Raw genomic sequence first — 20,617 nt, 5'->3', positions numbered from 1 at the left:
CCCATGCTACAAATCGATTCGAGCTACAAGCCCCTGATGCTGGAGGCATTAGAAGAAATGATGTACAAGCTTTCGTTAGAGCTTAACAAACTAAAAGGCGGCCCTATGGATAAGCAACGAAAATTGCTTACCGACAAGCAGGCCAAAATTGAGAAGCTACAGCACATCATTTCCATATCGGAAGACTAGCTGATTTCAACTTTGTCTTTGGTGATGTTTTCATAAAAATGATGAATATCGAACATCTGTTGTGCAGCCATCTTTTGCCCGAATTGACTAGCCACATACATGATAAGTGCGATGATGCCTATCACAGGTAACGCCCACAGTATTTCGGCTCCCTTGCCCAAACTCCATACGCTAAACCCCCAAATACTTACAAAACAGGCTACCAGGCCAAGTATTAGATAGCTAAAAAAGAATATCGCCCAAACGGTTGGGTTAGGCCCATATAGCCCTCTCACAATGGTTTTACCCTCTTCTTCATCAAAACTAAGGTGCAGCTGTGGCGACCAGAAATGCTGTAATGCCGTATTAAATTTGATATAAATATGTCCAGGCAAATAATGCGAGCTAAACTGCTTATGTTCTTTCAGTTGTTCGATGATGCGTTTTTCCAGCGCCTCCTTTTTTAAGGGAATTTGATGTTTAAATCGAGGCCTAATTCTAAAGCTTGACATGTCTGACATTAAATTATTAATGTATCAATAGTGTGATAATATTTTACCATCTTCCATCGTAATCACTCGGTCTGTGCGCTTGGCGAAATCGTCATCATGCGTAACCACCAACAAGGAAAGGTTTTCGCTATGGCTGAGGTCTTTTAAGATATTAAACACATTATCGGAGTTCTTACTATCCAGATTGCCCGTAGGTTCGTCAGCCATAATTATACTCGGGCTGTTGATAAGAGCTCGTGCAATAGCCACACGCTGTTTTTGCCCACCCGATACCTTTGATGCCAGCTTATGTGCCTGCTCGCCAATATCTAAAAGATTGAGTTTGTCCATGGCATCACGTTCTATCTCTTCCCGTGTTTTCTTACCTAGTTTTAATGCGGGCAACATCACATTTTGTAAGATGGTGAACTCGGGTAGCAAATAGTGAAACTGAAAAATAAAGCCGATATGTTCATTGCGTACTCTTGCCAGTTCATCTCCTGTTTCACCATTCAGTAATTTATCTTTCAAATAAAGATTACCAGTGTAGTCTGTATCCATCGTAGATAAAATATAGAGCAATGTTGATTTGCCACAGCCCGACTTACCCATAATAGACACAAATTCGCCTTTTTTAATTTCTAAAGAAATATCCTTGAGCACATGAAATTCCACGGGATCATGAAAATATTTGTTGATATGATCTGCTCTGAGGATGCTATCTGGCTTGGCTGTACTCATTGGCCTCTAATTATTTCGACAGGATCTATTTTTTCAGCCCTTCTGGATGGCAGATAGCCAGCCAAAAAGGTAGATACCAACGCAAAGGTTATTCCTATGCCATAATAAACAGGGTTCCAGTTTACCGGAAATGTTTTTACGGTAGGTAGGGCTTCGGTTTCAAAGGGTGTATGATCGATGACGGTAGATATGCCATAGCCAAAGATGAGCCCCAGCGTACCTCCTACCAAACCAATAAGCATGGCCTGGGTGATGAATATATACTTCACATCGCGACCGGAAAATCCAGTGGCTTTGAGAATGGCAATATCATTCATTTTTTCATAGATCAGCATGTTAAGGATGTTATAGATGCCAAAGCCCGCCACAATCAACAATGTAATGGAAACGGCATAAGTGATGATATTACGTATGGATGTGCCTGTCTCAAATTGTGCGTTGGCCTCTTTAATGTCTACCGCGGTTAGCTTATAGTTTCGTTCAATTTCTGCAGCCATGGGAACGGCATCTTCTATGTTATAAAGCTTTAGGTTAAGGTCTGTAATGTAACTTTCGCCCTCGCCTAGTATCTGTTGTGCTGTTTTTAGGTTGACATAACTCTGAGTGTTGTCAATTTCTGCTAACCCACTTTGGTAAAAACCGACAATTTTGAGTGGAAAAATGTCACCTTTACTTGAAATTATCTGCACATTGTCCCCTACTTTGAGCGATAATTTTTGCGCTACTCCAATGCCCATGAGTATCCCGTTGGAAGTACGCCTTAATGCCTGGGCATCGCCTTCAAAAATATACTCGTCAAGCTTAAAAAGCCTCACCTCTTCCAATATGTCAATTCCGTTGAGAACGCCATTAATTTGCAAAGAGCCTGCAGAATAGAATGCCTGCGCCCGAACTAGTGGAGCAACACCTTTTACGCGTTCGTCTTCTTTCAGGTGGTTTAATAAAGGCACTGCATTATGAATTCTCTCCTGGCTCCATTTAGGTTTGATAGAGTATATTTTATTAATCGTTTGATCAACATCAGAAATGTAATCGATGGGCTGTTTTTCGGTTGGTTTAATTTCGTTATAAATGTGGATGTGAGGCGTTCTGTTAAGTATTAAGCCATCTAACAAGTTGTTGAGTCCTGTCATAAAACTTACCAGTATAATGAATGTACCAATACCAAAAGTTACACCTAAGGCCGCAATGCTCGATTGTTTCAGCCTTGATACCAGGTGTGTTTTTGATATGGATAAAATTACCGGCCAGTTCATAGCTATGGTAAGTAAATCTGGGTGGTTGAGTCAATACCAGAAAGAATTTCAACGAATTCCATTGTAGCTATTCCTGTTGTAACAGAAACTTCGCGCTCTTTTGTTTTTACTTTATTACCCTCCAACAAATACCTTCTGGGGATGACTAAGGCCTCTTTTCTGCTGATGATAATATTTGCTTCGCCCGATAAACCGGAGTACAAATTTTTTGGTGGCGATAGAAAATCAGCTTCCACGGAAAAGGTCTGGGTGCGATTGTTTTTTTGAGGTAGTATTCGGGTAATATGAGCTTCAAATGGCTGGTTATCAAAAGCATCGAGCAGTACTATTACTTTTTGTCCGGCCTCAACCTTTACAATGTCTACTTCATCTACGAGCATGTTAATTTTGTAGGAGTTGCTATTGCCTATAGTGGCCAATGGCTCTTGCGGACTAATCAATTCCCCGGGTTCTTTGAAAATTTCATAGACCCTGCCGTTCAGTCGGCTGGTAATAGTAAAGTCTTCTTTTCCTATGCGCGCATTTTCGTAATTATTGCGTGCATTCTTCACAGCCGATTTTAGTTCTGTTTCTGTTCTGCTGTATTCTTTCTTTAATGCAGATAAGTTTTGCTTGGCTATCTCATAGGCCAGTTTGCTTTGGTCGTATTGGCGGGCTGTACCAATATTTTGTTCCCAAAGTCGTTTTTGGCGAAAATAATCCACTGAATCCTGCTCATATCTCAGTCTTGCCGATTCGATTTGATCCTTCATGCTCTTAAGTGGTGAGCCTGTCCCTTGCAGGTTGTCTTTAGCCAGCTGAAGTGCCAGCCTCGCATTGTCTAAATTTAATTTACTCGATGAATTTTCTATTTGTACGATGGGTTGGTCTAAATCCACCGTATCGCCTTCCTTCACCAGTATGTTGGCAATAATTCCACTTACCACCGAATGAACCTCATACATACTGTCTGGTTCAATGGTTACAGAAGCATAAACCGATTCCGTGATTTGCTTCAATGAAGGTGTAACTGAGTTTTCATCCTTTGAACAGCCGGATAAAAGAACCAATGCGATGAGAAAAGAAACGAGTAATCCGCCTACTGTTTGAAGGCTGGAAACAAGCTTTATTTTATTCATAGTAGTTGATTTCTATTGCTAATATCGGCACCTATTATTGATTTAATGGTTCGCTAGGTCATTCTTGTTAATGATAATAATCAGCTTGTAGAAAAACGGAAACCTTTAAATCAAATGAGCCTGTTGTGGGTAAGACTCAAAATATACCTGAAAGGATCAATTGAATTCAAATTTATTTTACTTCTTCTTACCGGAGTGTCTGTAACCGGCAATACAACTTAACCTGTTGGCTTGAATTCATGTGAATTACAAGTGCGCCTGTCAACAATATTTTATAAGATTGTACGATATTATTTCCAATATTTTCCATGAAGAAATTCCTCATTGTTTTTGTTGTTTTGGTGGGCTTGTTAGGTGCTGTGTATTTCTACTTCTTTCAGCTAAGCCCGGTAGAAAAGAATAATCCTATGAATGCGGTACCTGCCAGTGCTGCCCTCATTATCAGTATGGAGGAGCCGCTCGCGCAATGGAAAGAATTAACCAACAACGAGATTTGGGAATATTTAAAATCCAATCCGGTATTGGCTTCAATAGGCCAAAGTGTGGATAGCCTGAATGCTGAAATTAAAAAGAATGAAGGCCTTTGGAGTCTTGTGGCTAACAGGCCTATAGTTTTGTCGTACCATCCTGTAAGCAGCAATAAATACGATTTTCTGGTCACCTGCGATTTGCAAAAAGCTACCCAGTTGGGTTTTCTCAAAAACTATCTCGACAAGTTCATTGGTGATGAAGCCAAGATTTTCAATAGAAAGTATCTCGATTCTGAGATTATCGAATTTTCGTATTATGATGACCCGGAAATCTATTACCTAAGCCTGGTAGATAACCTACTTCTATTTTCAACCACGCATACACTTATTGAGGAATCTATTAAGCAAAAATCTAAACCATTGATTGCCAGGGATTTGAATTTTGTAGAAATCAGCAAATACATGGAAGTAAACTCCCCTACTATCTACTTTCATCAGAAAAATTTCAAGACCTTTTTAGAGAAATTCACATCAAGTGAAGCACAAAAAGAAAACCTGCAATTTCTAACGTACTCAGATTACGTAGGCCTGAATCTTGCTGTTGGTGATGATTATATTAGCGTACATGGCTATTCTGATGAACCTGATAGCAAACCGAACATGGTGCAGGCGCTGCTAAAAACAGGCAAAGGAGAAATTAACCTGGGGGCCATCGTACCGGAAAATGCTTCTGCGTTTACAAGTCTGGGTTTTAGTGATGCGCGCAGCTTTTATGCGAACCTCGAAAATATCCTCAAAAACGATGAAAGTGAAGGGGAATATGAATCCAATAAAGAGCGATTAGAGAAGTTTTTGGATATTTCCATAGAAGAGAACATTATCAGCTGGATCGACAATGAAATTGGGCTAATACAACTCAATTCCAGTAGTAACAGAAACAGCATAGAGTTAGCTGTAGCCATCAGGTATAACGATGTAGATGATTTAAACGAAAACCTCGATTATATTGAAAAGAAAATCAGACGTAAGACACCGGTAAAATTTAAGGGTATTGATTATAAAGGCTATCAGATTAAGTTTCTATCCATAAAAGGCCTTTTTAAATTGGTTTTTGGTAAGATGTTTTCCTCTATCGAGAAGCCTTACTATGTGATACTGGAAGACTACATTGTGTTTAGTAACTCCCCTAAAACATTGGGTAAAATCATTACCGCTACGGTTGAAAATAAGACGTTGAACAGCACCAAAGAGTACGCAGAGTTCATGGAAGAGTTTAAGCACGAATCGAATCTGTTTTTATATGTATCTGCCCAAGAACTACTCACTGATGCTAAAAATGTGATGGATAACGAATCCTGGGCGGCATTATCAAAGCATAAGAAGTACATTGAGGGCTTTCCCCTCTTGGGCATACAGTTGCTGCCTGAAAATGATTTGCTAGCCTATCGTTTACAGATGAAGCATTTAAATAATATTGAACAAGATAATTGGAAGTCCTTGCTTCAAGAGCTTTCGTTGGCTACAGAACAAGATACTGCTGAAGAGGATGCCATGGAAGACGATTATATTATTGCAGTGGAAAATATCTTACCTGAAGATCTCAACGACAAAAAACTAACTCAGGAGTTTGACAACGGCCAATTGAAATTTGAGGTGTCGTTAAAAGATGGCCTAAAACACGGGCGCTATAGCGAATATGATAGTTTAGGGAATCTGATTATTAAGGGCAGGTATAAAGAAGATAAAAAAGTAGGCACCTGGAAGTTTTATGATAGCGAAGGGAATTTGGTGAAGAAGATAAAGGAGTGATAGAAAACAATATCTTTGCGGCCAAATTTCAATTCATATGATTTCAGTTGATGCTGTTGGTGTAGAATTTAGTGGCTCCACCCTATTTAGTGATATTACTTTCAATATTAATTCCAATGATCGCATTGCCCTCATGGGTAAAAACGGTGCTGGAAAATCCACACTATTAAAAATAATTGCTGGAGTAAATAAACCTACCAAAGGCAAAATTTCAGCTCCTAATGATGCCGTTATTGCTTATTTGCCTCAGCATTTGCTCACTGAAGATAATTGCACGGTATTCGAAGAAACGGCTAAAGCCTTTGCAGCCATTACCAGCATGCAGAAACGCATGGAGGAGCTGAATGTACAACTTGAAACCAGAACGGACTATGAGTCAGACGCTTACAGTAAAATTATTGAAGAAGTATCTGAACTAAGCGAAAAATATTACAGCATAGCCGATACTAACTTCGATGCAGATATTGAAAAGACATTGCTTGGTCTGGGTTTCTTGCGTAGCGATTTCAAACGCTCTACCAGCGAATTTAGTGGTGGTTGGCGTATGCGCATTGAGTTGGCTAAAATTCTGCTACAGAAGCCTGATTTAATTCTGCTCGATGAGCCCACGAACCACTTAGATATAGAATCTGTACAATGGTTGGAGGATTTTTTAAAGTCGAGCGCCAAAGCGGTAATTGTCATTAGTCACGATAAAATGTTTGTGGACAACCTCACCAACAGGACCATAGAAATTACACAAGGCCGCATTTACGATTATAAAACCAACTATACCCACTATCTTCAGTTGCGTAAAGAGCGCAGAGAACAACAGCAAAAACAATTTGACGATCAGGCCAAGGAAATAGCTGAAATTAAGCAGTTTATAGAACGGTTTAAAGGCACTTATTCTAAAACGCTACAAGTGCAATCGCGCGTAAAGATGCTGGAGAAGATGGAGATTGTGGAAGTAGATGAAGTAGACACTTCAGCATTGAACCTTAAGTTCCCTCCTGCTCCAAAGTCGGGCAGTTATCCGGTAACTACCATTGATTTGGCTAAAAGATATGATGATCATCTGGTGTTCAAAGATGTGAGCATGACTATTTCGAGAGGTGAAAAAGTGGCATTTGTAGGTAAAAATGGTGAAGGTAAATCCACGATGGTAAAGGCAATCATGGGTGAAATCCCTCATGAAGGTACACTGCAACGTGGGCATAATTGCTTAATTGGATATTTCGCGCAAAATCAGGCTTCCCTACTCGATGAAAGTTTAACCGTATTTCAAACCATCGATCAGATCGCTGAAGGAGACATCAGAACAAAAATCAAAGACATTTTAGGTGCATTTATGTTCAGTGGCGATACCATTGAGAAGAAAGTAAAAGTGCTGTCTGGAGGTGAAAGAACTCGTTTGGCGATGATTAAACTGTTGTTGCAACCAGTAAACCTGTTAATATTGGATGAGCCAACCAATCACTTAGATATAAAAACCAAAGACATTCTCAAAGATGCGCTCAAAGCTTTTGACGGCACGCTAATCCTCGTTTCTCACGACAGGGATTTCCTTGACGGACTTGTCAACAAAGTCTTTGAATTTGGCAATAAACAGGTAAAAGAGCATTTTGAAGATATTAATGGCTTCTTGCGTAACAAGAAAATGGAGAATTTAAAGGAAATCGAAAGAACGAAGTAGTTGGTTTTCTATACGCTTTATTTATGAATGCCTACAGCTACATCACTACCAAAGTGGATTATTGAAGTGGTTCTTTATGTAAATCAGCGAATTTAAGCCCCCATTTAATGTTGCTCCATACCCGTTCGTGCAAATAAAAGAGCGCTATTTTAGTGGAAGTTTCAATGCCACCTATGGTAAAAGCCGCAAAGGGATCGCTGGTATATAGCATGGCAATCACAATGGTATCAATAGTGCCTACAACACGCCACGAAATACTTTTTATTAAACTTCTGAGATGGCTGGCAACGGCCCCTCCTTTCCACCTGATTTTGTTCCAAATACGTTCGTGGATGAAGAAAAGAAATGTTTTTGATGCCAGTTCTGTAAAACCTATACTCATCGCCAGCGTGGTGTCGCCAAGTATAAGATAGGAAAGAAGAATGGTGTCAAGTGTTCCTATAATCCGCCAGGTAATGGCTTTTGTAAGGCTTCGGTAATAGGTATTAATTATTACTTGCTGCTTGCCTTCAGCTGAAACTGTGTTCATCAGAGTTTTTTATGCTCTATTACCTGCCCTAGATCAGTAAGAAGAATCATAAAGCGCACATGGTCTGAATCTCTATAAATGACTTCATACAAAATTTCATTCCCTCTATTCAGAAGCACTCGATTCATAATTTCGCCTTTTTCTAGTATTAATTGCCTGATAGAATGTGGTAAAAATCCCTGAGGCACCGTTCTTCTGTACTCAATGAGTTGTCCATTTTTATGAAATAAAGCAATATGCTCCAAGTCATCTTTGTAAAAGATAGCCTCATAGACGGCACCCTGTTCAAACCACTCAACACTTGTCGACCCATTGAATTGCTCTTCAAAAGCTTTAGCACAGGCTTTAGGCGGGTTAATTCCTTGTTTTATTAGTGCTTTGATCAGTCCTTCACTCATATTAACCTAATTCTTTATTTAGACGATAAATTACTATTTGGTAACATATGCATATTACTTATCCCTTGATATAGCGCATTGTATAAAGATATAATAACCGGGTTCTGGCCCTTTTCAGTCGCATTTTCGCTGCACTTTCTGTTATTCTTAAAGCTTCGCCTATTGTTTTTAATGACATCTCATCCACATATTTCATGCGTATAAGTAGCTGCTCTTCGGTATGTAATTCTTCCAAAACCAGCATCAGCTTATCATAATTTATATCCTCTGCCAGTTCCTCCGTAGTATCGGCCACGATAGCCATTTCCTGATCATTATCCCATTTCGGATAATGCAGGTTTTTTTTAAGTCTCAGATAATCAATACAATGATTATAAGTAAGTGAATAAACCCAAGTCGAAAATTTAGAAGTGCCCTTATACGAATCGAGCTTCTCATAAATTTTAACCATTATCTCTTCCGCCAAGTCAAGGGACTCCTGCTTATTTTTTACAATTGAATAGCATTTATTTTTAACCTTGGTATGATAACGATGGTATACAATTTCAAAATACCTTGAACCTGTCCCTCCCTGCTTAATAAGGCCTATTAGTGCATTATCATCCAACTTCTCCTCTCCGGGGTCTTTCATGTTTTGCTCACAGTTTTCAGGCTAAAAAATTATTTATTTGAATGATGCGTTACTTACAGTTACTCTCACGTCTAAAAGGCAATTAAGAGTTCTTTACATCGCCAGTAAACATGGCGGATAAGTTAGGAAATCACATAATGAAAACAAATATTTTAATTCTAAGTGCTATTATACCAGGTATTTTAGTGCTTACAAGTTGTCAGGAGTTACCAAAAGAAGCTATTGATAAGGCAAGTGCTGCAGTGGAAAATGCTAAAACAAGCGGAGCTGAAATGTATGATGCTGAAAACTATCAGTTACTTGAAGATTCGTTGAAAAATGCTATGACATCAGTAGATGCAGAGAGCGGTAAGTTCTTTAAAGACTACCAAAATGCGATTAAAAACTTAGAAGGTGTTTCTTCATTTGCTACAACGGTTACTACCAATGTTGAAGTGAAAAAAGAAGAAGTTAAAGCTAAAGTAACTGCCACTATTAATGAGGTGAAAGCACTTATTGCTGAAAATCAGCAGCTAATTACAGAAGCGCCTAAAGGCAAAGAAGGTACAACTGCCTTATTAGCAATGAAAGGTGAGCTTTCTGTTCTTGAATCTACTTTAACAGAAACTAATACTTTACTTGAGCAAGGTCAGTTACAACCTTCATTGGAAAAAGCAACAGTCGCTAAAGATAAAGCTACAACACTTAATACTGAGCTAAAAGATATTACAAGCAAGTATAAATCTGCTAAAAAATAATTTGGTAGTGGAGTTTTGAATAATGCCCCTTTGGCTAATAACCAAGTGGGGCATTTGATTTTTTAGATACTATGCGCAAATACCTCATCATAAGCATTCTGATTATTCTGGTCTTCGGATTAGTCATTTTCATAGTAGATTGGCCCCAGCCACCACTTTCTTTGCTGGAAGAAGCAAGAAGCGGTTTACTAACTGCCAAAAGAGCCAAGGCTGAGGCGTTAGCCACAGACCAGTTTGAATTAGCTCAAGTAAATTACGATTCTGCAATGCTATTGTTGGATAGTGAAAATCAGAAAATGCCATTTTTCAGAAGGTATGACAATGTAGAATTGCTGCTTAATGAGGCTATCAAGAACACCAATTTATCCCAAAAAATAGCCCTTGAAAAGGATAAGAACTTCTGGCTGACCAGTCAGAAAAGCTATGAAAGAGTAAGGGATTTGCATGAATATTTTAAACACACTTACTCGAATTTTCCAATTAAAGAAGCTGAGCGTAAAACAATTACAGAAGCCAACCTCATGCTTGACGAAATGCAATTGGCTTTAAAGAATAAATCAGTCATAGATATTAATAAACTGACTGACTATGAACATTTTATAACTGAAATGATCAATAATTCAGGCTTCACATTGAAGCAGTATTTTAATGATTTTGAATTATGGGAGACATTGCAACGTAATGCCTTAAAAAATGCAACCGACAATTATTCGTATGTCGTGATAGTCGATAAGCTGAACAGGGAATGCAAATTGTATTATCGCAGCAAGTGCCTAGCAACACTCCCCATTGAGTTAGGTTATAATTGGATTGGCGATAAACAACATGCCGGGGATAAAACTACGCCTGAAGGAATATATCGGGTAATTAAGAAAAAGCAGAACGCAGAAACCAAGTACTACAAAGCCCTCCTACTGAATTACCCCAATGAAGATGATAAAAAAAGGCATGCGCAGAAAATTAAAGATGGTGCCATTCCAAAAAACGTAGCCATTGGTGGCGAAATAGAAATACATGGGCATGGTGGTAAAGGTATCGACTGGACTGACGGCTGCGTTGCGCTAACAAATAATGATATGGATAAAATGTTCGCACTCATTCCATTGAACACACCAGTCGTTATTGTTGGATCTACTCGGCCATTGGAAGATTTAATGGTGGTAAAATGAACATACCTGCAATTCTTTCCAAACCTCAGCTAATAGCTGTGGCCTTACTCCCACTTGCCATTTACCTGGCAATTAAAGTAGGAATTTCATTACTTACATTAAATACATCCACTCCGGGTACTGCTCTTGCTGACTCGCTTACCCAAGCGATTAATTCAGAGCTAAAAGTTATAGATAAACGGCTGACCAAATTGAAGCCAAAATCTAACTACCTTGTTGTAAACAGTACTGCAAACGAATTTTATTTGTACGAGGCTGATACACTTCTGGCGCAAGGTAAATGTTCAACCGGCAGTTATGTGTTACTCAAAAATGGCGATCTGCAACAATGGATATTTAAGACACCCAAAGGTGAATTTAAAATTCTAAACAAGAAGAAAAACCCGATTTGGAAAAAGCCAGATTGGGCATTTATTGAAGAAGGATTACCTGTGCCTGCTATCAACCATTCTTCCAGGTTTGAATATGGTGTATTAGGCGATTATGCATTGAGTCTTGGTGACGGGTACCTCATACATGGCACTATATATCAGCGGTTTATCGGTTTGCCCGTAACCCATGGCTGCATTCGTTTAAATGATGAAAACCTCGCGCTCATCTATAAAAAATTAAATATTGGTTCTAAAGTATATCTATTTTAATGCTCCCCGATTTATCTCAACTTAAAATGAAGCCCGGCTCATTAAAAAAGCTGGCATTAGTCCTTTTAGCGATTGTATTTGTGCTTGTATTAGTTCAACTCATTGCAGCGCCATATAAAGTCAATAAGCGTTGGCAGGGAGTTAATTCAGAAAATTATGATTATGAACATCCGCAGGATTCATTAGTCAGGCATTTGGCCTATTTAAGGGCATTAGACATTGGTAGCACTCAGGATTCAATTTATCTCATTATTTCGCTACCAGATAGTTCGGTTTCCATTGCCATTAATGGAGTGAAGTTTTACAGCACTCATATTGGTGAATATGATATAGATAACTTTTTAACTTCGATTAGCACATCTACTGTTTATAATCAGTTTCAGCGGCCATTACATTCAAAAGAAGTAGCTGCAACCATTATAAAAGAACCTATAAAGGTAAAAATTGCTCCAAAAAATGCGGAAGAAGCGGCTAAAATGGTCACTCTACCTGATTCAGCCATTTTTGAAAATGCAATCATCCATTACGCTACAGAAAATGGTATGCTTCTGACATTAGAAAGCAGCAATACAGAAGGTTGGTTCATCCAAAGTTGGAATTATTTAATCGATCGGCTGACTTCAATAACTGCTACTACTTATCGCATCATGGTTGGTATATTACATCTTGAAATCTATGAATATCAACCTGAGTTAACCATTACAATCGATAATGTTGCACTGACTTCTATTTACAGGGCATTACCAAAGGAACCCTATATTGTGGTTTATTACTAGGTTAAGCCGCCTTCTTTGGAAGAGTTTTAATGTCTTTATTTAGCAAGTCTACCCACTTTTTAGCCAGTAATAAATGATATCCACCATTTAGTGGCTCATCAAATAAGGTGTTAAAGATTTCGAGGTTGATGGCTTCGCGATTATGTTTTAGAAACTGTATTGTTACAACATCTCGGTTGGTAATAATCTTTATTTCGTGAACATCCAGGATACTGATATACTTTTCTGTAACTATTTGGTTTTGAATAGCGATGTAGATAAGTGACTTTTTGGATATATCATAACCCAATCCTTTGTCATTCCAAACTTCTTTTTCAGATAACTGTAAGCTATGAATCTTGGCTAAAGATTGCAGTGCATTCACCATTTTAGTCTTTCTTCTGTTAGACCAATGATATAGATAAAACAAAGGTCCAAAAATTGCCGCTGTAAAAAATATTCCAAAAATTATTTCTGCTGTTTTCATTCGTTTATTGTTAAGTAATAAGGTTATTGTATAGGTATTTCTGTGTTATTGGCCAGTCTTGGTTTTATCATTAAAGATCCCACTATCGAACCAACAAGTACCGTTAATACTACTCCCAGAGAGTATAAAGTATCGATATGATAAAAGTCTTCACAGAATATTTTCACTCCAATAAATACCAGAATCACACCCAGCCCATATTTAAGTAAGTGAAAAAGGGACATAATACCCGACAGGGAAAAGTAAAGTGCTCTCAAGCCAAGAATGGCAAAAATATTAGAAGTGTAAACAATGAAAGGATCGACAGTAATGCCTAGAATGGCAGGAACAGAATCCAAAGCAAAAATTATATCCGTAGTTTCTATGGCAACGAGTACAATGAACAAAGGAGTGGCATAAACTTTCCAGTTTCGAGTAACGAAAAATTGATTTCCATTATAATTTTTCATCACCGGTATGATATTGCCAATCAGTCGACCTATTAAATTATTTTTAGGATTGATTTTAGACTCTTTGCCAAGTAGTAATTTGATACCTGCTATAACCAGAAAAAGGCCCATAATGTAAAGTAGAAAATCAAAATTTTCTATCAGCTTAACTCCAAAATAGATGAAAATGGCACGCATGATAATAGAACCTACAATACCCCAAAAGAGTACTCTGTGCTGTAATTTGGCGGGTACTAAGTAATAAGTGAATATGATTTGAAATACGAATAAATTATCTACACTCAATGACTTTTCGATAAGATAAGCCGTTAAAAATTCGCTGCCACTTTTGCTTCCGAGAGTAAAATAGATTACTACATTAAACGCTAATGAAATCAGAATCCAGATACCCGTTTCTATTAACGAATGCTTGAGTGAAATTTCTTTATCCTTTCGGTGGATAACAAATAAATCAATGATGAGAAGTAGTACGATTAGGATCGAAAAGAATATCCACAAATAAGTTAGCATGCCAGTATTTTTCAACTATTGAGACGGCTGCTGAATTAAAAGTAACTAAGCAAACAGTAATTTATTTTGTGTTACTTTTTGTGTTCATCTCGTCTTACTAAAGTATGAGTTCAACAAAAGAAGCCTGGGGTTCGAGATTAGGTCTGATCCTGGCGATGGCAGGTAATTCTGTAGGTCTGGGAAATTTTCTCAGGTTCCCAGTACAGGCCATTAATAACGGTGGGGGTACATTCATTATCCCCTATTTAGTTTGCTTTGTTTTAATGGGTATACCGCTACTATGGATTGAATGGTCGATGGGTAGGTTTGGAGGTAGACATGGCCATCATTCCACTCCATTTATACTGAACTCAATGAGTTCTAAACCTATATGGAAGTATATAGGGGTGTTTGGAATATTTACCAACATTGCAGTGGCTGCCTACTACTGTTACATAGAATCATGGACTCTGTCATATGCAATACATAGTATAAAAGGTACCTTTTCATCATTGTCTCAGTCTTCAATTGCCTTATTCTTTGATGACTATATTAACCTATCAACCTCGTTTTTAGGCATACCAAGTGAAGCAGTATTTTTCTTTATAATCTGTGTAGTTATCAATACATACATACTTAGCAAAGGCCTAGCAGGTATTGAAAAAGTAGCAAAAATAGGTATGCCTTTGCTTATCTTATTCGGCATTTTTTTGGCCTTTAAGGGTCTTACTATTGGCACCACCGCTGTGTCTGAGCAGTTCCCGCTTGCCAATGCATGGGACGGACTCAACTATTTATGGACACCACAATACGACTCATTACTGAGACCCGGCATTTGGCTTGCAGCTGCGGGGCAAATATTTTTTACCTTATCGGTAGGCATGGGCACTATTCATTGCTATGCAGCCTATGTAAAAAGTAAAGATGACATCGCACTAAATGCTACAACAGCCGGATTTACCAATGAATTTGTTGAGATAGTTTTGGGTAGCTTAATAGTAATACCCATTGCTGCAGGTTACTTTGGTCTCGATTGGATAAAGGAACACATGAGCTTTGGTATGGCATTTCAAACCATGCCTTTTCTTTTCAATCAGTGGGGTGCCGTGCTAGCTTCTGTAGCAGGTGTTTTTTGGTTCGGACTACTCTTTTTTGCCGGAATTACGTCATCGTTGGCCATGGGAACACCATGGATGGGTTTTATGAGCGATGAGTTCGGTTGGAACAAGATAAAAGGAGCCATATCCTTCGGTTTAATGGTCTTGGCGCTGGGCCTACCTTGCGTGCTGTTCTATAAATACGGCTATTTCGAACAATATGATTATTGGGCAGGTACCGTATCGTTGGTAATTTTCGCTTTGGCCGAAACTATTCTTTTCGCCTGGATATTTGGGCTCACCAAAGGCTGGAAGGAAATAACTACCGGTGCTGACATGACTGTGCCAACGATTTTTAAATTTATTATAAAATACATTACTCCTGTACTGTTAATTGGAGTGTTTTTAGGTGCATTAATTACGCCAGTCAATAACAATTGGATCGATGCGTTTAGTTATCTAACAACAAATGGAAGCTGGCCTTTTGATGGGCAGTCGTTAATTCTTCAAATCACTAATACTGAAAAATATCACGCACTAAGTCTAGCAACTGATCCTCAAGCCATTGAGCTCATTAAAAAGGAAATATTTTATTCAAATTTAGCAAGAACGGTACTGTTGCTATTATTTATTGGCATAACTGCGTTGGTTTATTTTGCACATAAACGTAGAAGTAAGAGTATATGAAATTAGAACCCCTATTATTTATGTTAAGTGTTCACTTGGTAGTGACCTGCATAATGATTTACTGCTTTAAAAAGGTTTTAAAAAAGCGATAGTTTACCAACCTAGAGATTGTAGAATTTCAGATCTCAGCTTTGGGTTAGAGGCAATAGCTATGGCTATAGATATTATTAAACCTGCAATGGCTTTGGACGCGTCATTAGCAATGAGAACAAATGTTTTGGTAAGCTTTTTTCTTTCTGTGATTTTAATGGCCAATTCACGCCCACTCAACAAGCCTATGAATACCCAGGTGGTACTCATTGGAACAGTATTGAACAACGTAAAAAACACTAAAATTAATGTATAAACTAAGTCAATGACTGTCGCTGGCCTTACGTCCTTTACATTAGATTTTTCTTCAACAATAGACTGTATTTTATCGCCTTTTAAGTAAAAAATTAGGCCCAGTCCAATGAATATAACGAGACTGAAGATTAAGAATTCCAACAAATTCAAACTCCTTGGTAAAAAGACAGCAATGTTGGCGGCATCTTGAATGATCCAAAGAGCCCATAAACTCCCACTGGTTAGCCATTGTAAAACGAACCAGTAATTACTGGCCTTATTTACGAACAACTTTTTCATTTTATGTTCCAGCACGAGCCAGACTAACATGGCTCCAATGAAAGCAATGAAATAACCGATCAAGCTTTTCATTAAAATGCCCTGAATTGCACCACTGTTCATGCTAAATGAGCTAAGCAAGAGGAAAGTTGTTGAAACGGGCATTTTAAACCTCGTTAGGATAATTAGGAAGATTGGGGCAGAAATTTGTAGAAAATGAAAAGAAGTTGGCGGTTCTGCAAATCCTTTGGAAGCCAAACGTTGAAATGAAACATCTCCATCAAACAGGATCCAACTAACACTAACAGTAATAAGAAATATAATGCCAATATAAAGCCACAAGAGCCACCATTTCCGTTCTGAATTGGAAGATATAAATGTACCTATAGTTTGAATACTGTCATTGGCAACGGCTGAATAGGCGGCAAAGATAAAGCCTAACCACATAGCTATATGTGGGAATGGATATACGATTCCGGCCATTAAAAAACAAGCTCCTATGAAAAACAGGAATTTCCTTTCTTTTCTGAACAGAAGATTAATGAGTGAAAATCTTCTTTTAGAAATTAAACTTTTCGTTTGAAGCCAGTTCTTCATTGCTTTATTATTAATAACGACAGTATGCGCGCTCTTTAAACACTAATGTAAGAGCTAATTGTGTTCTGATTCATTATTACATGATCATTTCTGCTTAGAATATGGTTATAATAGGCTTCTTAGATATGAAAACAAAAGAATTGTGCACAATTTCTATCAATACTAAGTTCGGTCAGATAGTAACTTTAGACTCAGAATACAGATCATAGGCGGCCACAACAACCTCGGTTAAATTAGAAATATCGGTTAGTTCAGACAGTTGATCCCTTCTTTCTAAATAGATTGGTTTAAATTCCTCTTCCATAGTAAGCCATACTACAACCATATACTCGTAACCCAATTTGCTATTTCTGCCAGCTTCCAGCCAGCTATCAAAAACATCTTCTTCCAGAGATTTAGAAAAATTGTGTGTGTCGAACATAGCTACAATATTATAGAATTAAACTTTTATGGATCAATATAAACATTGCAATTGAATGCAATTGCACTAATTTTGCCATTCAATTTTTTAAACATGAAAGAAGCGCCAGAATCATTAAACTTTATTGAACAAATTATTGAAGAAGACCTAGCGAATGGCCTGCCTCAAGAGCAGCTTCGTTTTCGTTTTCCACCTGAACCCAATGGCTATCTACATATTGGCCACGCTGCTTCTATTTGTTTAAATTTTGGACTTGGCGAACGATACAATGCTCCTGTTAACCTTCGATTTGACGACACCAACCCCGCTAAGGAAGAGCAGGAATATGTTGATGCTATTAAAAATGATATTGAGTGGCTTGGATTTCAATGGGCCACAGAGTGTTACTCATCAGACTACTTTCAACAGTTATACGATTGGGCCATTGAGCTTATTAAACAAGGCAAGGCTTATGTAGATGGACAGTCTTCAGAAGCCATAGCCGAACAAAAAGGAACACCCACCACGCCAGGCACGGCTAGTCCATTTAGAGATACACCCGTGGAAGAAAACTTAGCCATTTTCGAGAAAATGAAAAATGGAGAGTATGAGGCAGGAACATATGTTTTGAGAGCAAAAATTGATATGGCTTCTCCGAATATGCTCATGCGCGACCCTCTACTCTATCGAATTATTAATAAAGCACATCATAGAACAGGTAATGAATGGTGCATTTATCCCATGTACGATTGGGCACATGGTGAATCGGATTACATAGAACAGATATCGCATTCATTGTGCACACTTGAATTTAAATCACACAGAGAGCTGTACGATTGGTTTTTGGATCAGATTTATGATAAAAGTAAGTTGAGACCGAAGCAACGTGAGTTTGCAAGGCGTAACTTGAGTTACACCGTAATGAGTAAGCGTAAGTTGTTAGAATTAGTACAAACCAAAACGGTTTCTGGTTGGGATGACCCAAGAATGCCAACCATTTCCGGATTAAGAAGAAGGGGTTACACTCCTGCATCAATCAGAAAATTTAGTGAGGTGTCAGGTATTTCTAAGCGTGATGGCGTAACGGATGTTTCACTACTTGAGTTCTGTATACGTGAAGATTTGAATAAGACTGCTACACGGGTAATGGGCGTAATAGACCCTGTAAAACTGGTTATTACCAACTACCCTGAAGGAAAGGAAGAATTACTCATCGCAGAAAATAATCCCGAAGATGCAGACTCAGGGACTCATGAAGTTCCCTTCTCTAGAGAACTGTATATCGAAAGAGAAGACTTTAAGGAAGATGCCGGCAACAAGTTTTTCAGGCTAACTATTGGTAATGAAGTAAGGCTAAAGAATGCCTACATAATTAAAGGTGAGACTGTGGTAAAGGATGCTGATGGTAATATCACTGAAATTCATTGTACAGCTGACCTGGATTCTAAATCAGGCAGTGGAACAGAGGCCAGTATGCGTAAAGTAAAAGGCACACTACACTGGGTTTCTATTAAACATGCTATTAAAGCAGAAGTGCGCGAGTATGATCGATTGTTTTTAGATGAAGCACCTGACAGTCATGAAGAGAAGGGTTTCATGGAGTTTGTTAACCCTAACTCTTTGAATATTGTTAAAGAGGCCTATTTAGAGCCTTATTTAATGAATGCTCAATTGGATGATAAATATCAATTTCAGAGGTTAGGCTATTTCACGTTGGATAAAGATTCTTCACCTAGTCACTTAATATTCAATAAAACCGTTGGATTAAAAGATACGTGGGCTAAGCAACAACCTGATAACAAACCTCAACAGCAAAAAACTGCTAAAAACCCCAATCAAGGTCAGGGACAGAGAAGTGCGATTAACGAAATTCAGAAGATAGCTAAAAAGTATACGAACCTTTCAGGTGACAAGCTTGAGGCGGCAAGAGCGAACATTCTGGAGCTATCGGAAAACGTAACTTACGAAGAGTTGGAGCCACTATTTAATACCGCAGCTAAAAAGGTCGGTACGAGAATAGGCGTTACCCTTGCTCTTGGAGTACTTTTAAAAGGTGGCTTGGATCGTAATGAACAAATTGATGAATTTATTCAAAAGGGTTTGGAAGATAAGAATGAACTTTTAGCAAAAGAAGCAAAGAAGTTGGCTTAATCGCGATCATGATTTTTTTGTCTCTAAAACGGCTATATTAGATATTTCATCAATCTCCATTCTGTAAACTCCCCATCTTCTACCTTGCACAATTAATGCAGGTGGAAGGTGTGGCACAGTTAAACTGTCATAGTTTTTTTCTTCAACCGCGTTGGTATCATGGCTTGACAAAACTACATCGAGAATAGTCCCATCTTTTTTAATTATTTCCAGTTTTGAGCCTACGGGAATATCTTTTATAATTTCCTGAACTTCAGTCTCTGTCATAATTCTAACTGTTTGTTATAATAACAAGCAAGATGGTAAGGTGTTTTACGTATTAAAACAGTTTGGGGAAAATGGCTGGTGTTGAATCAACATACTCCTGATACTCCTGATTCTTTTTATACTTCTCCTCTAGCATCGGTACACCGGAAACATTGAATAAGAGATAGGTGATTAAAATAGGACTTATTATACCTAATAAAGACGATCCAAAACTTAATGTCAGAAAATAGAGCGACCACCACATTACAATTTCTCCGAAATAATTCGGATGCCGGGAATACTTCCATAGCCCTGTCTTCATTACCTTTCCTGAGCTATTCTTCTTAAAGATAAAGAGCTGGTAATCGGCAACAGCCTGCCAAACAAAGCCTATAAACCATACTAATATGATTAACCATGTCAGAGCATCAGGTGATTTATTAATTGAACCAGAGGCAAGCAATAGTAGCGGGGCTGATATGATCAGCAAAATTAACATTTGTAGCAGATACACCTGGAGGAATGACCGCCAATAGAAATTAGTCCCCCACTCATCTCGCCATTGTTTATACCTAAAATCCTCTGAATTTTTGCTATTCCGAATAGCAATGTAAATACTGAGCCTTAAACCCCAAATTATAACCAACGAGCAGCTTATAAGTAATGGAGTTGTTATATCTGACTTAATTAAAAGGTAAACACATACCAATACGAAGCCTAAACCCCAGCTAACATCAGCAACATCATTTCTTTTTAGAATTAGGGACACTGCAAAGCTCAGTGCAGCGAAAACAAATAGCATAATGGCTATTTGCCAGACATA

General features: G+C 38.2%; 22 protein-coding genes. 9 read left to right on the top strand and 13 right to left on the bottom strand.

The annotated features are described in order from the left end of the window. Positions 1–3: 3 nt before the first annotated feature. Positions 4–189 (top strand): hypothetical protein, encoded by a 186-nt coding sequence (locus tag JR347_RS12925; RefSeq protein WP_205721014.1) that lies wholly within the window; start codon positions 4–6, stop codon positions 187–189. On the opposite strand, the gene JR347_RS12920 is transcribed toward JR347_RS12925, so the two are convergent. From JR347_RS12920 to JR347_RS12905, 4 genes are read right to left on the bottom strand one after another with little or no spacing between them, the layout of a single operon-like run. Then, positions 186–689 carry a hypothetical protein gene (locus JR347_RS12920; protein ID WP_205721013.1) on the bottom strand — a complete coding sequence of 168 codons (504 nt, stop codon included), beginning with the start codon at positions 687–689 and terminating at the stop codon, positions 186–188. The two genes, JR347_RS12925 and JR347_RS12920, sit on opposite strands and share 4 nt — an antisense overlap. A 15-nt stretch (positions 690–704) precedes the next feature. Then, positions 705–1,400: an ABC transporter ATP-binding protein gene (locus tag JR347_RS12915; RefSeq protein ID WP_205721012.1), complete on the bottom strand. Its 696-nt coding sequence runs from the start codon at positions 1,398–1,400 to the stop codon at positions 705–707. Continuing rightward, positions 1,397–2,656, bottom strand: coding sequence for an ABC transporter permease (locus JR347_RS12910; RefSeq protein ID WP_205721011.1), 1,260 nt, complete (start codon positions 2,654–2,656; stop codon positions 1,397–1,399). Before JR347_RS12910 ends, JR347_RS12915 begins: the two co-directional genes overlap by 4 nt. Before the next feature lie 2 nt (positions 2,657–2,658). After that, entirely contained in the window at positions 2,659–3,774 is a 1,116-nt protein-coding gene (locus JR347_RS12905; protein WP_235689672.1) for an efflux RND transporter periplasmic adaptor subunit, read from the bottom strand. A 308-nt stretch (positions 3,775–4,082) separates the two neighbouring features. On the opposite strand from JR347_RS12905, the gene JR347_RS12900 reads away from it, so the two are divergent. Together JR347_RS12900 and JR347_RS12895 are read left to right on the top strand one after the other, a co-directional pair. Beyond that, entirely contained in the window at positions 4,083–6,053 is a 1,971-nt protein-coding gene (locus JR347_RS12900; protein ID WP_205721010.1) for a DUF3352 domain-containing protein, read from the top strand. A 37-nt stretch (positions 6,054–6,090) separates the two neighbouring features. Then, positions 6,091–7,728, top strand: coding sequence for an ABC-F family ATP-binding cassette domain-containing protein (locus JR347_RS12895; protein WP_205721009.1), 1,638 nt, complete (start codon positions 6,091–6,093; stop codon positions 7,726–7,728). 58 nt (positions 7,729–7,786) lie between these two features. Here the strand turns inward: JR347_RS12895 and JR347_RS12890 are convergent, their stop codons facing one another. From JR347_RS12890 to JR347_RS12880, 3 genes are read right to left on the bottom strand one after another with little or no spacing between them, the layout of a single operon-like run. Continuing rightward, positions 7,787–8,257, bottom strand: coding sequence for a DUF2061 domain-containing protein (locus tag JR347_RS12890; protein ID WP_235689671.1), 471 nt, complete (start codon positions 8,255–8,257; stop codon positions 7,787–7,789). Further along, positions 8,257–8,655, bottom strand: a complete 399-nt coding sequence (locus tag JR347_RS12885) for a hypothetical protein (RefSeq protein WP_205721008.1) — start codon at positions 8,653–8,655, stop codon at positions 8,257–8,259. The genes JR347_RS12890 and JR347_RS12885 overlap by 1 nt, the downstream gene beginning before the upstream one ends. Before the next feature lie 58 nt (positions 8,656–8,713). Then, positions 8,714–9,286 carry an RNA polymerase sigma factor gene (locus JR347_RS12880; protein WP_205721007.1) on the bottom strand — a complete coding sequence of 191 codons (573 nt, stop codon included), beginning with the start codon at positions 9,284–9,286 and terminating at the stop codon, positions 8,714–8,716. Positions 9,287–9,396: 110 nt separating this feature from the next. Between JR347_RS12880 and JR347_RS12875 the strand changes: the two genes are divergently transcribed. The 4 genes from JR347_RS12875 (at position 9,397) to JR347_RS12860 (ending at position 12,609) form a co-directional block, all read left to right on the top strand. Then, a complete protein-coding gene (locus tag JR347_RS12875) occupies positions 9,397–10,023 on the top strand; it encodes a hypothetical protein (protein ID WP_205721006.1) in 627 nt (208 codons plus the stop codon). Between the two features lie 71 nt (positions 10,024–10,094). Next, on the top strand, positions 10,095–11,192 hold the full coding sequence (locus tag JR347_RS12870) for a L,D-transpeptidase family protein (protein ID WP_205721005.1): 1,098 nt from the start codon (positions 10,095–10,097) through the stop codon (positions 11,190–11,192). Continuing rightward, on the top strand, positions 11,189–11,833 hold the full coding sequence (locus JR347_RS12865; RefSeq protein ID WP_205721004.1) for a L,D-transpeptidase: 645 nt from the start codon (positions 11,189–11,191) through the stop codon (positions 11,831–11,833). The genes JR347_RS12870 and JR347_RS12865 overlap by 4 nt, the downstream gene beginning before the upstream one ends. Beyond that, a complete protein-coding gene (locus JR347_RS12860) occupies positions 11,833–12,609 on the top strand; it encodes a hypothetical protein (protein ID WP_205721003.1) in 777 nt (258 codons plus the stop codon). Before JR347_RS12865 ends, JR347_RS12860 begins: the two co-directional genes overlap by 1 nt. 1 nt (position 12,610) lies before the next feature. Here JR347_RS12860 and JR347_RS12855 read toward each other — a convergent pair whose 3' ends face one another. Both JR347_RS12855 and JR347_RS12850 read right to left on the bottom strand, forming a co-directional pair. Beyond that, positions 12,611–13,075: a hypothetical protein gene (locus JR347_RS12855; RefSeq protein WP_205721002.1), complete on the bottom strand. Its 465-nt coding sequence runs from the start codon at positions 13,073–13,075 to the stop codon at positions 12,611–12,613. 23 nt (positions 13,076–13,098) lie between these two features. Then, positions 13,099–14,034, bottom strand: a complete 936-nt coding sequence (locus JR347_RS12850; protein ID WP_205721001.1) for a TerC family protein — start codon at positions 14,032–14,034, stop codon at positions 13,099–13,101. A gap of 104 nt (positions 14,035–14,138) precedes the next feature. Here JR347_RS12850 and JR347_RS12845 point away from each other — a divergent pair, with 104 nt between their 5' ends. Beyond that, a complete protein-coding gene (locus tag JR347_RS12845; protein WP_205721000.1) occupies positions 14,139–15,797 on the top strand; it encodes an SLC5/6 family protein in 1,659 nt (552 codons plus the stop codon). A gap of 93 nt (positions 15,798–15,890) precedes the next feature. Here the strand turns inward: JR347_RS12845 and JR347_RS12840 are convergent, their stop codons facing one another. Next, positions 15,891–16,997 carry a hypothetical protein gene (locus JR347_RS12840; protein ID WP_205720999.1) on the bottom strand — a complete coding sequence of 369 codons (1,107 nt, stop codon included), beginning with the start codon at positions 16,995–16,997 and terminating at the stop codon, positions 15,891–15,893. 172 nt (positions 16,998–17,169) lie between these two features. Beyond that, a complete protein-coding gene (locus JR347_RS12835) occupies positions 17,170–17,418 on the bottom strand; it encodes a hypothetical protein (RefSeq protein WP_205720998.1) in 249 nt (82 codons plus the stop codon). Positions 17,419–17,511: 93 nt separating this feature from the next. On the opposite strand from JR347_RS12835, the gene JR347_RS12830 reads away from it, so the two are divergent. Further along, positions 17,512–19,548 carry a glutamine--tRNA ligase/YqeY domain fusion protein gene (locus tag JR347_RS12830; RefSeq protein WP_205720997.1) on the top strand — a complete coding sequence of 679 codons (2,037 nt, stop codon included), beginning with the start codon at positions 17,512–17,514 and terminating at the stop codon, positions 19,546–19,548. 6 nt (positions 19,549–19,554) lie between these two features. Here JR347_RS12830 and JR347_RS12825 read toward each other — a convergent pair whose 3' ends face one another. Together JR347_RS12825 and JR347_RS12820 are read right to left on the bottom strand one after the other, a co-directional pair. Then, on the bottom strand, positions 19,555–19,815 hold the full coding sequence (locus tag JR347_RS12825; RefSeq protein ID WP_205720996.1) for a hypothetical protein: 261 nt from the start codon (positions 19,813–19,815) through the stop codon (positions 19,555–19,557). A 52-nt stretch (positions 19,816–19,867) separates the two neighbouring features. After that, positions 19,868–20,596, bottom strand: a complete 729-nt coding sequence (locus JR347_RS12820) for a DUF1295 domain-containing protein (RefSeq protein ID WP_205720995.1) — start codon at positions 20,594–20,596, stop codon at positions 19,868–19,870. Positions 20,597–20,617: the final 21 nt, after the last annotated feature.

The sequence above is a fragment of the Fulvivirga lutea genome (assembly GCF_017068455.1).
In the GTDB taxonomy this organism is placed as follows: Bacteria; Bacteroidota; Bacteroidia; order Cytophagales; family Cyclobacteriaceae; genus Fulvivirga; species Fulvivirga lutea.
The sequence above is the reverse complement of the archived record's forward strand: the minus strand, read 5'-3'. Positions and strand labels throughout refer to the sequence as shown.

Excerpts from the sequence above, each read along its gene's own strand:
- JR347_RS12925 (WP_205721014.1), top strand. The coding sequence starts at position 4 with ATGCTACAAATCGATTCGAGCTACAAGCCCCTGATGCTGGAGGCATTA.
- JR347_RS12920 (WP_205721013.1), bottom strand. The coding sequence starts at position 689 with ATGTCAGACATGTCAAGCTTTAGAATTAGGCCTCGATTTAAACATCAA.
- JR347_RS12915 (WP_205721012.1), bottom strand. The coding sequence starts at position 1,400 with ATGAGTACAGCCAAGCCAGATAGCATCCTCAGAGCAGATCATATCAAC.
- JR347_RS12910 (WP_205721011.1), bottom strand. The coding sequence starts at position 2,656 with ATGAACTGGCCGGTAATTTTATCCATATCAAAAACACACCTGGTATCA.
- JR347_RS12905 (WP_235689672.1), bottom strand. The coding sequence starts at position 3,774 with ATGAATAAAATAAAGCTTGTTTCCAGCCTTCAAACAGTAGGCGGATTA.
- JR347_RS12900 (WP_205721010.1), top strand. The coding sequence starts at position 4,083 with ATGAAGAAATTCCTCATTGTTTTTGTTGTTTTGGTGGGCTTGTTAGGT.
- JR347_RS12895 (WP_205721009.1), top strand. The coding sequence starts at position 6,091 with ATGATTTCAGTTGATGCTGTTGGTGTAGAATTTAGTGGCTCCACCCTA.
- JR347_RS12890 (WP_235689671.1), bottom strand. The coding sequence starts at position 8,257 with ATGAACACAGTTTCAGCTGAAGGCAAGCAGCAAGTAATAATTAATACC.
- JR347_RS12885 (WP_205721008.1), bottom strand. The coding sequence starts at position 8,655 with ATGAGTGAAGGACTGATCAAAGCACTAATAAAACAAGGAATTAACCCG.
- JR347_RS12880 (WP_205721007.1), bottom strand. The coding sequence starts at position 9,286 with ATGAAAGACCCCGGAGAGGAGAAGTTGGATGATAATGCACTAATAGGC.
- JR347_RS12875 (WP_205721006.1), top strand. The coding sequence starts at position 9,397 with ATGGCGGATAAGTTAGGAAATCACATAATGAAAACAAATATTTTAATT.
- JR347_RS12870 (WP_205721005.1), top strand. The coding sequence starts at position 10,095 with ATGCGCAAATACCTCATCATAAGCATTCTGATTATTCTGGTCTTCGGA.
- JR347_RS12865 (WP_205721004.1), top strand. The coding sequence starts at position 11,189 with ATGAACATACCTGCAATTCTTTCCAAACCTCAGCTAATAGCTGTGGCC.
- JR347_RS12860 (WP_205721003.1), top strand. The coding sequence starts at position 11,833 with ATGCTCCCCGATTTATCTCAACTTAAAATGAAGCCCGGCTCATTAAAA.
- JR347_RS12855 (WP_205721002.1), bottom strand. The coding sequence starts at position 13,075 with ATGAAAACAGCAGAAATAATTTTTGGAATATTTTTTACAGCGGCAATT.
- JR347_RS12850 (WP_205721001.1), bottom strand. The coding sequence starts at position 14,034 with ATGCTAACTTATTTGTGGATATTCTTTTCGATCCTAATCGTACTACTT.
- JR347_RS12845 (WP_205721000.1), top strand. The coding sequence starts at position 14,139 with ATGAGTTCAACAAAAGAAGCCTGGGGTTCGAGATTAGGTCTGATCCTG.
- JR347_RS12840 (WP_205720999.1), bottom strand. The coding sequence starts at position 16,997 with ATGAAGAACTGGCTTCAAACGAAAAGTTTAATTTCTAAAAGAAGATTT.
- JR347_RS12835 (WP_205720998.1), bottom strand. The coding sequence starts at position 17,418 with ATGTTCGACACACACAATTTTTCTAAATCTCTGGAAGAAGATGTTTTT.
- JR347_RS12830 (WP_205720997.1), top strand. The coding sequence starts at position 17,512 with ATGAAAGAAGCGCCAGAATCATTAAACTTTATTGAACAAATTATTGAA.
- JR347_RS12825 (WP_205720996.1), bottom strand. The coding sequence starts at position 19,815 with ATGACAGAGACTGAAGTTCAGGAAATTATAAAAGATATTCCCGTAGGC.
- JR347_RS12820 (WP_205720995.1), bottom strand. The coding sequence starts at position 20,596 with ATGCTATTTGTTTTCGCTGCACTGAGCTTTGCAGTGTCCCTAATTCTA.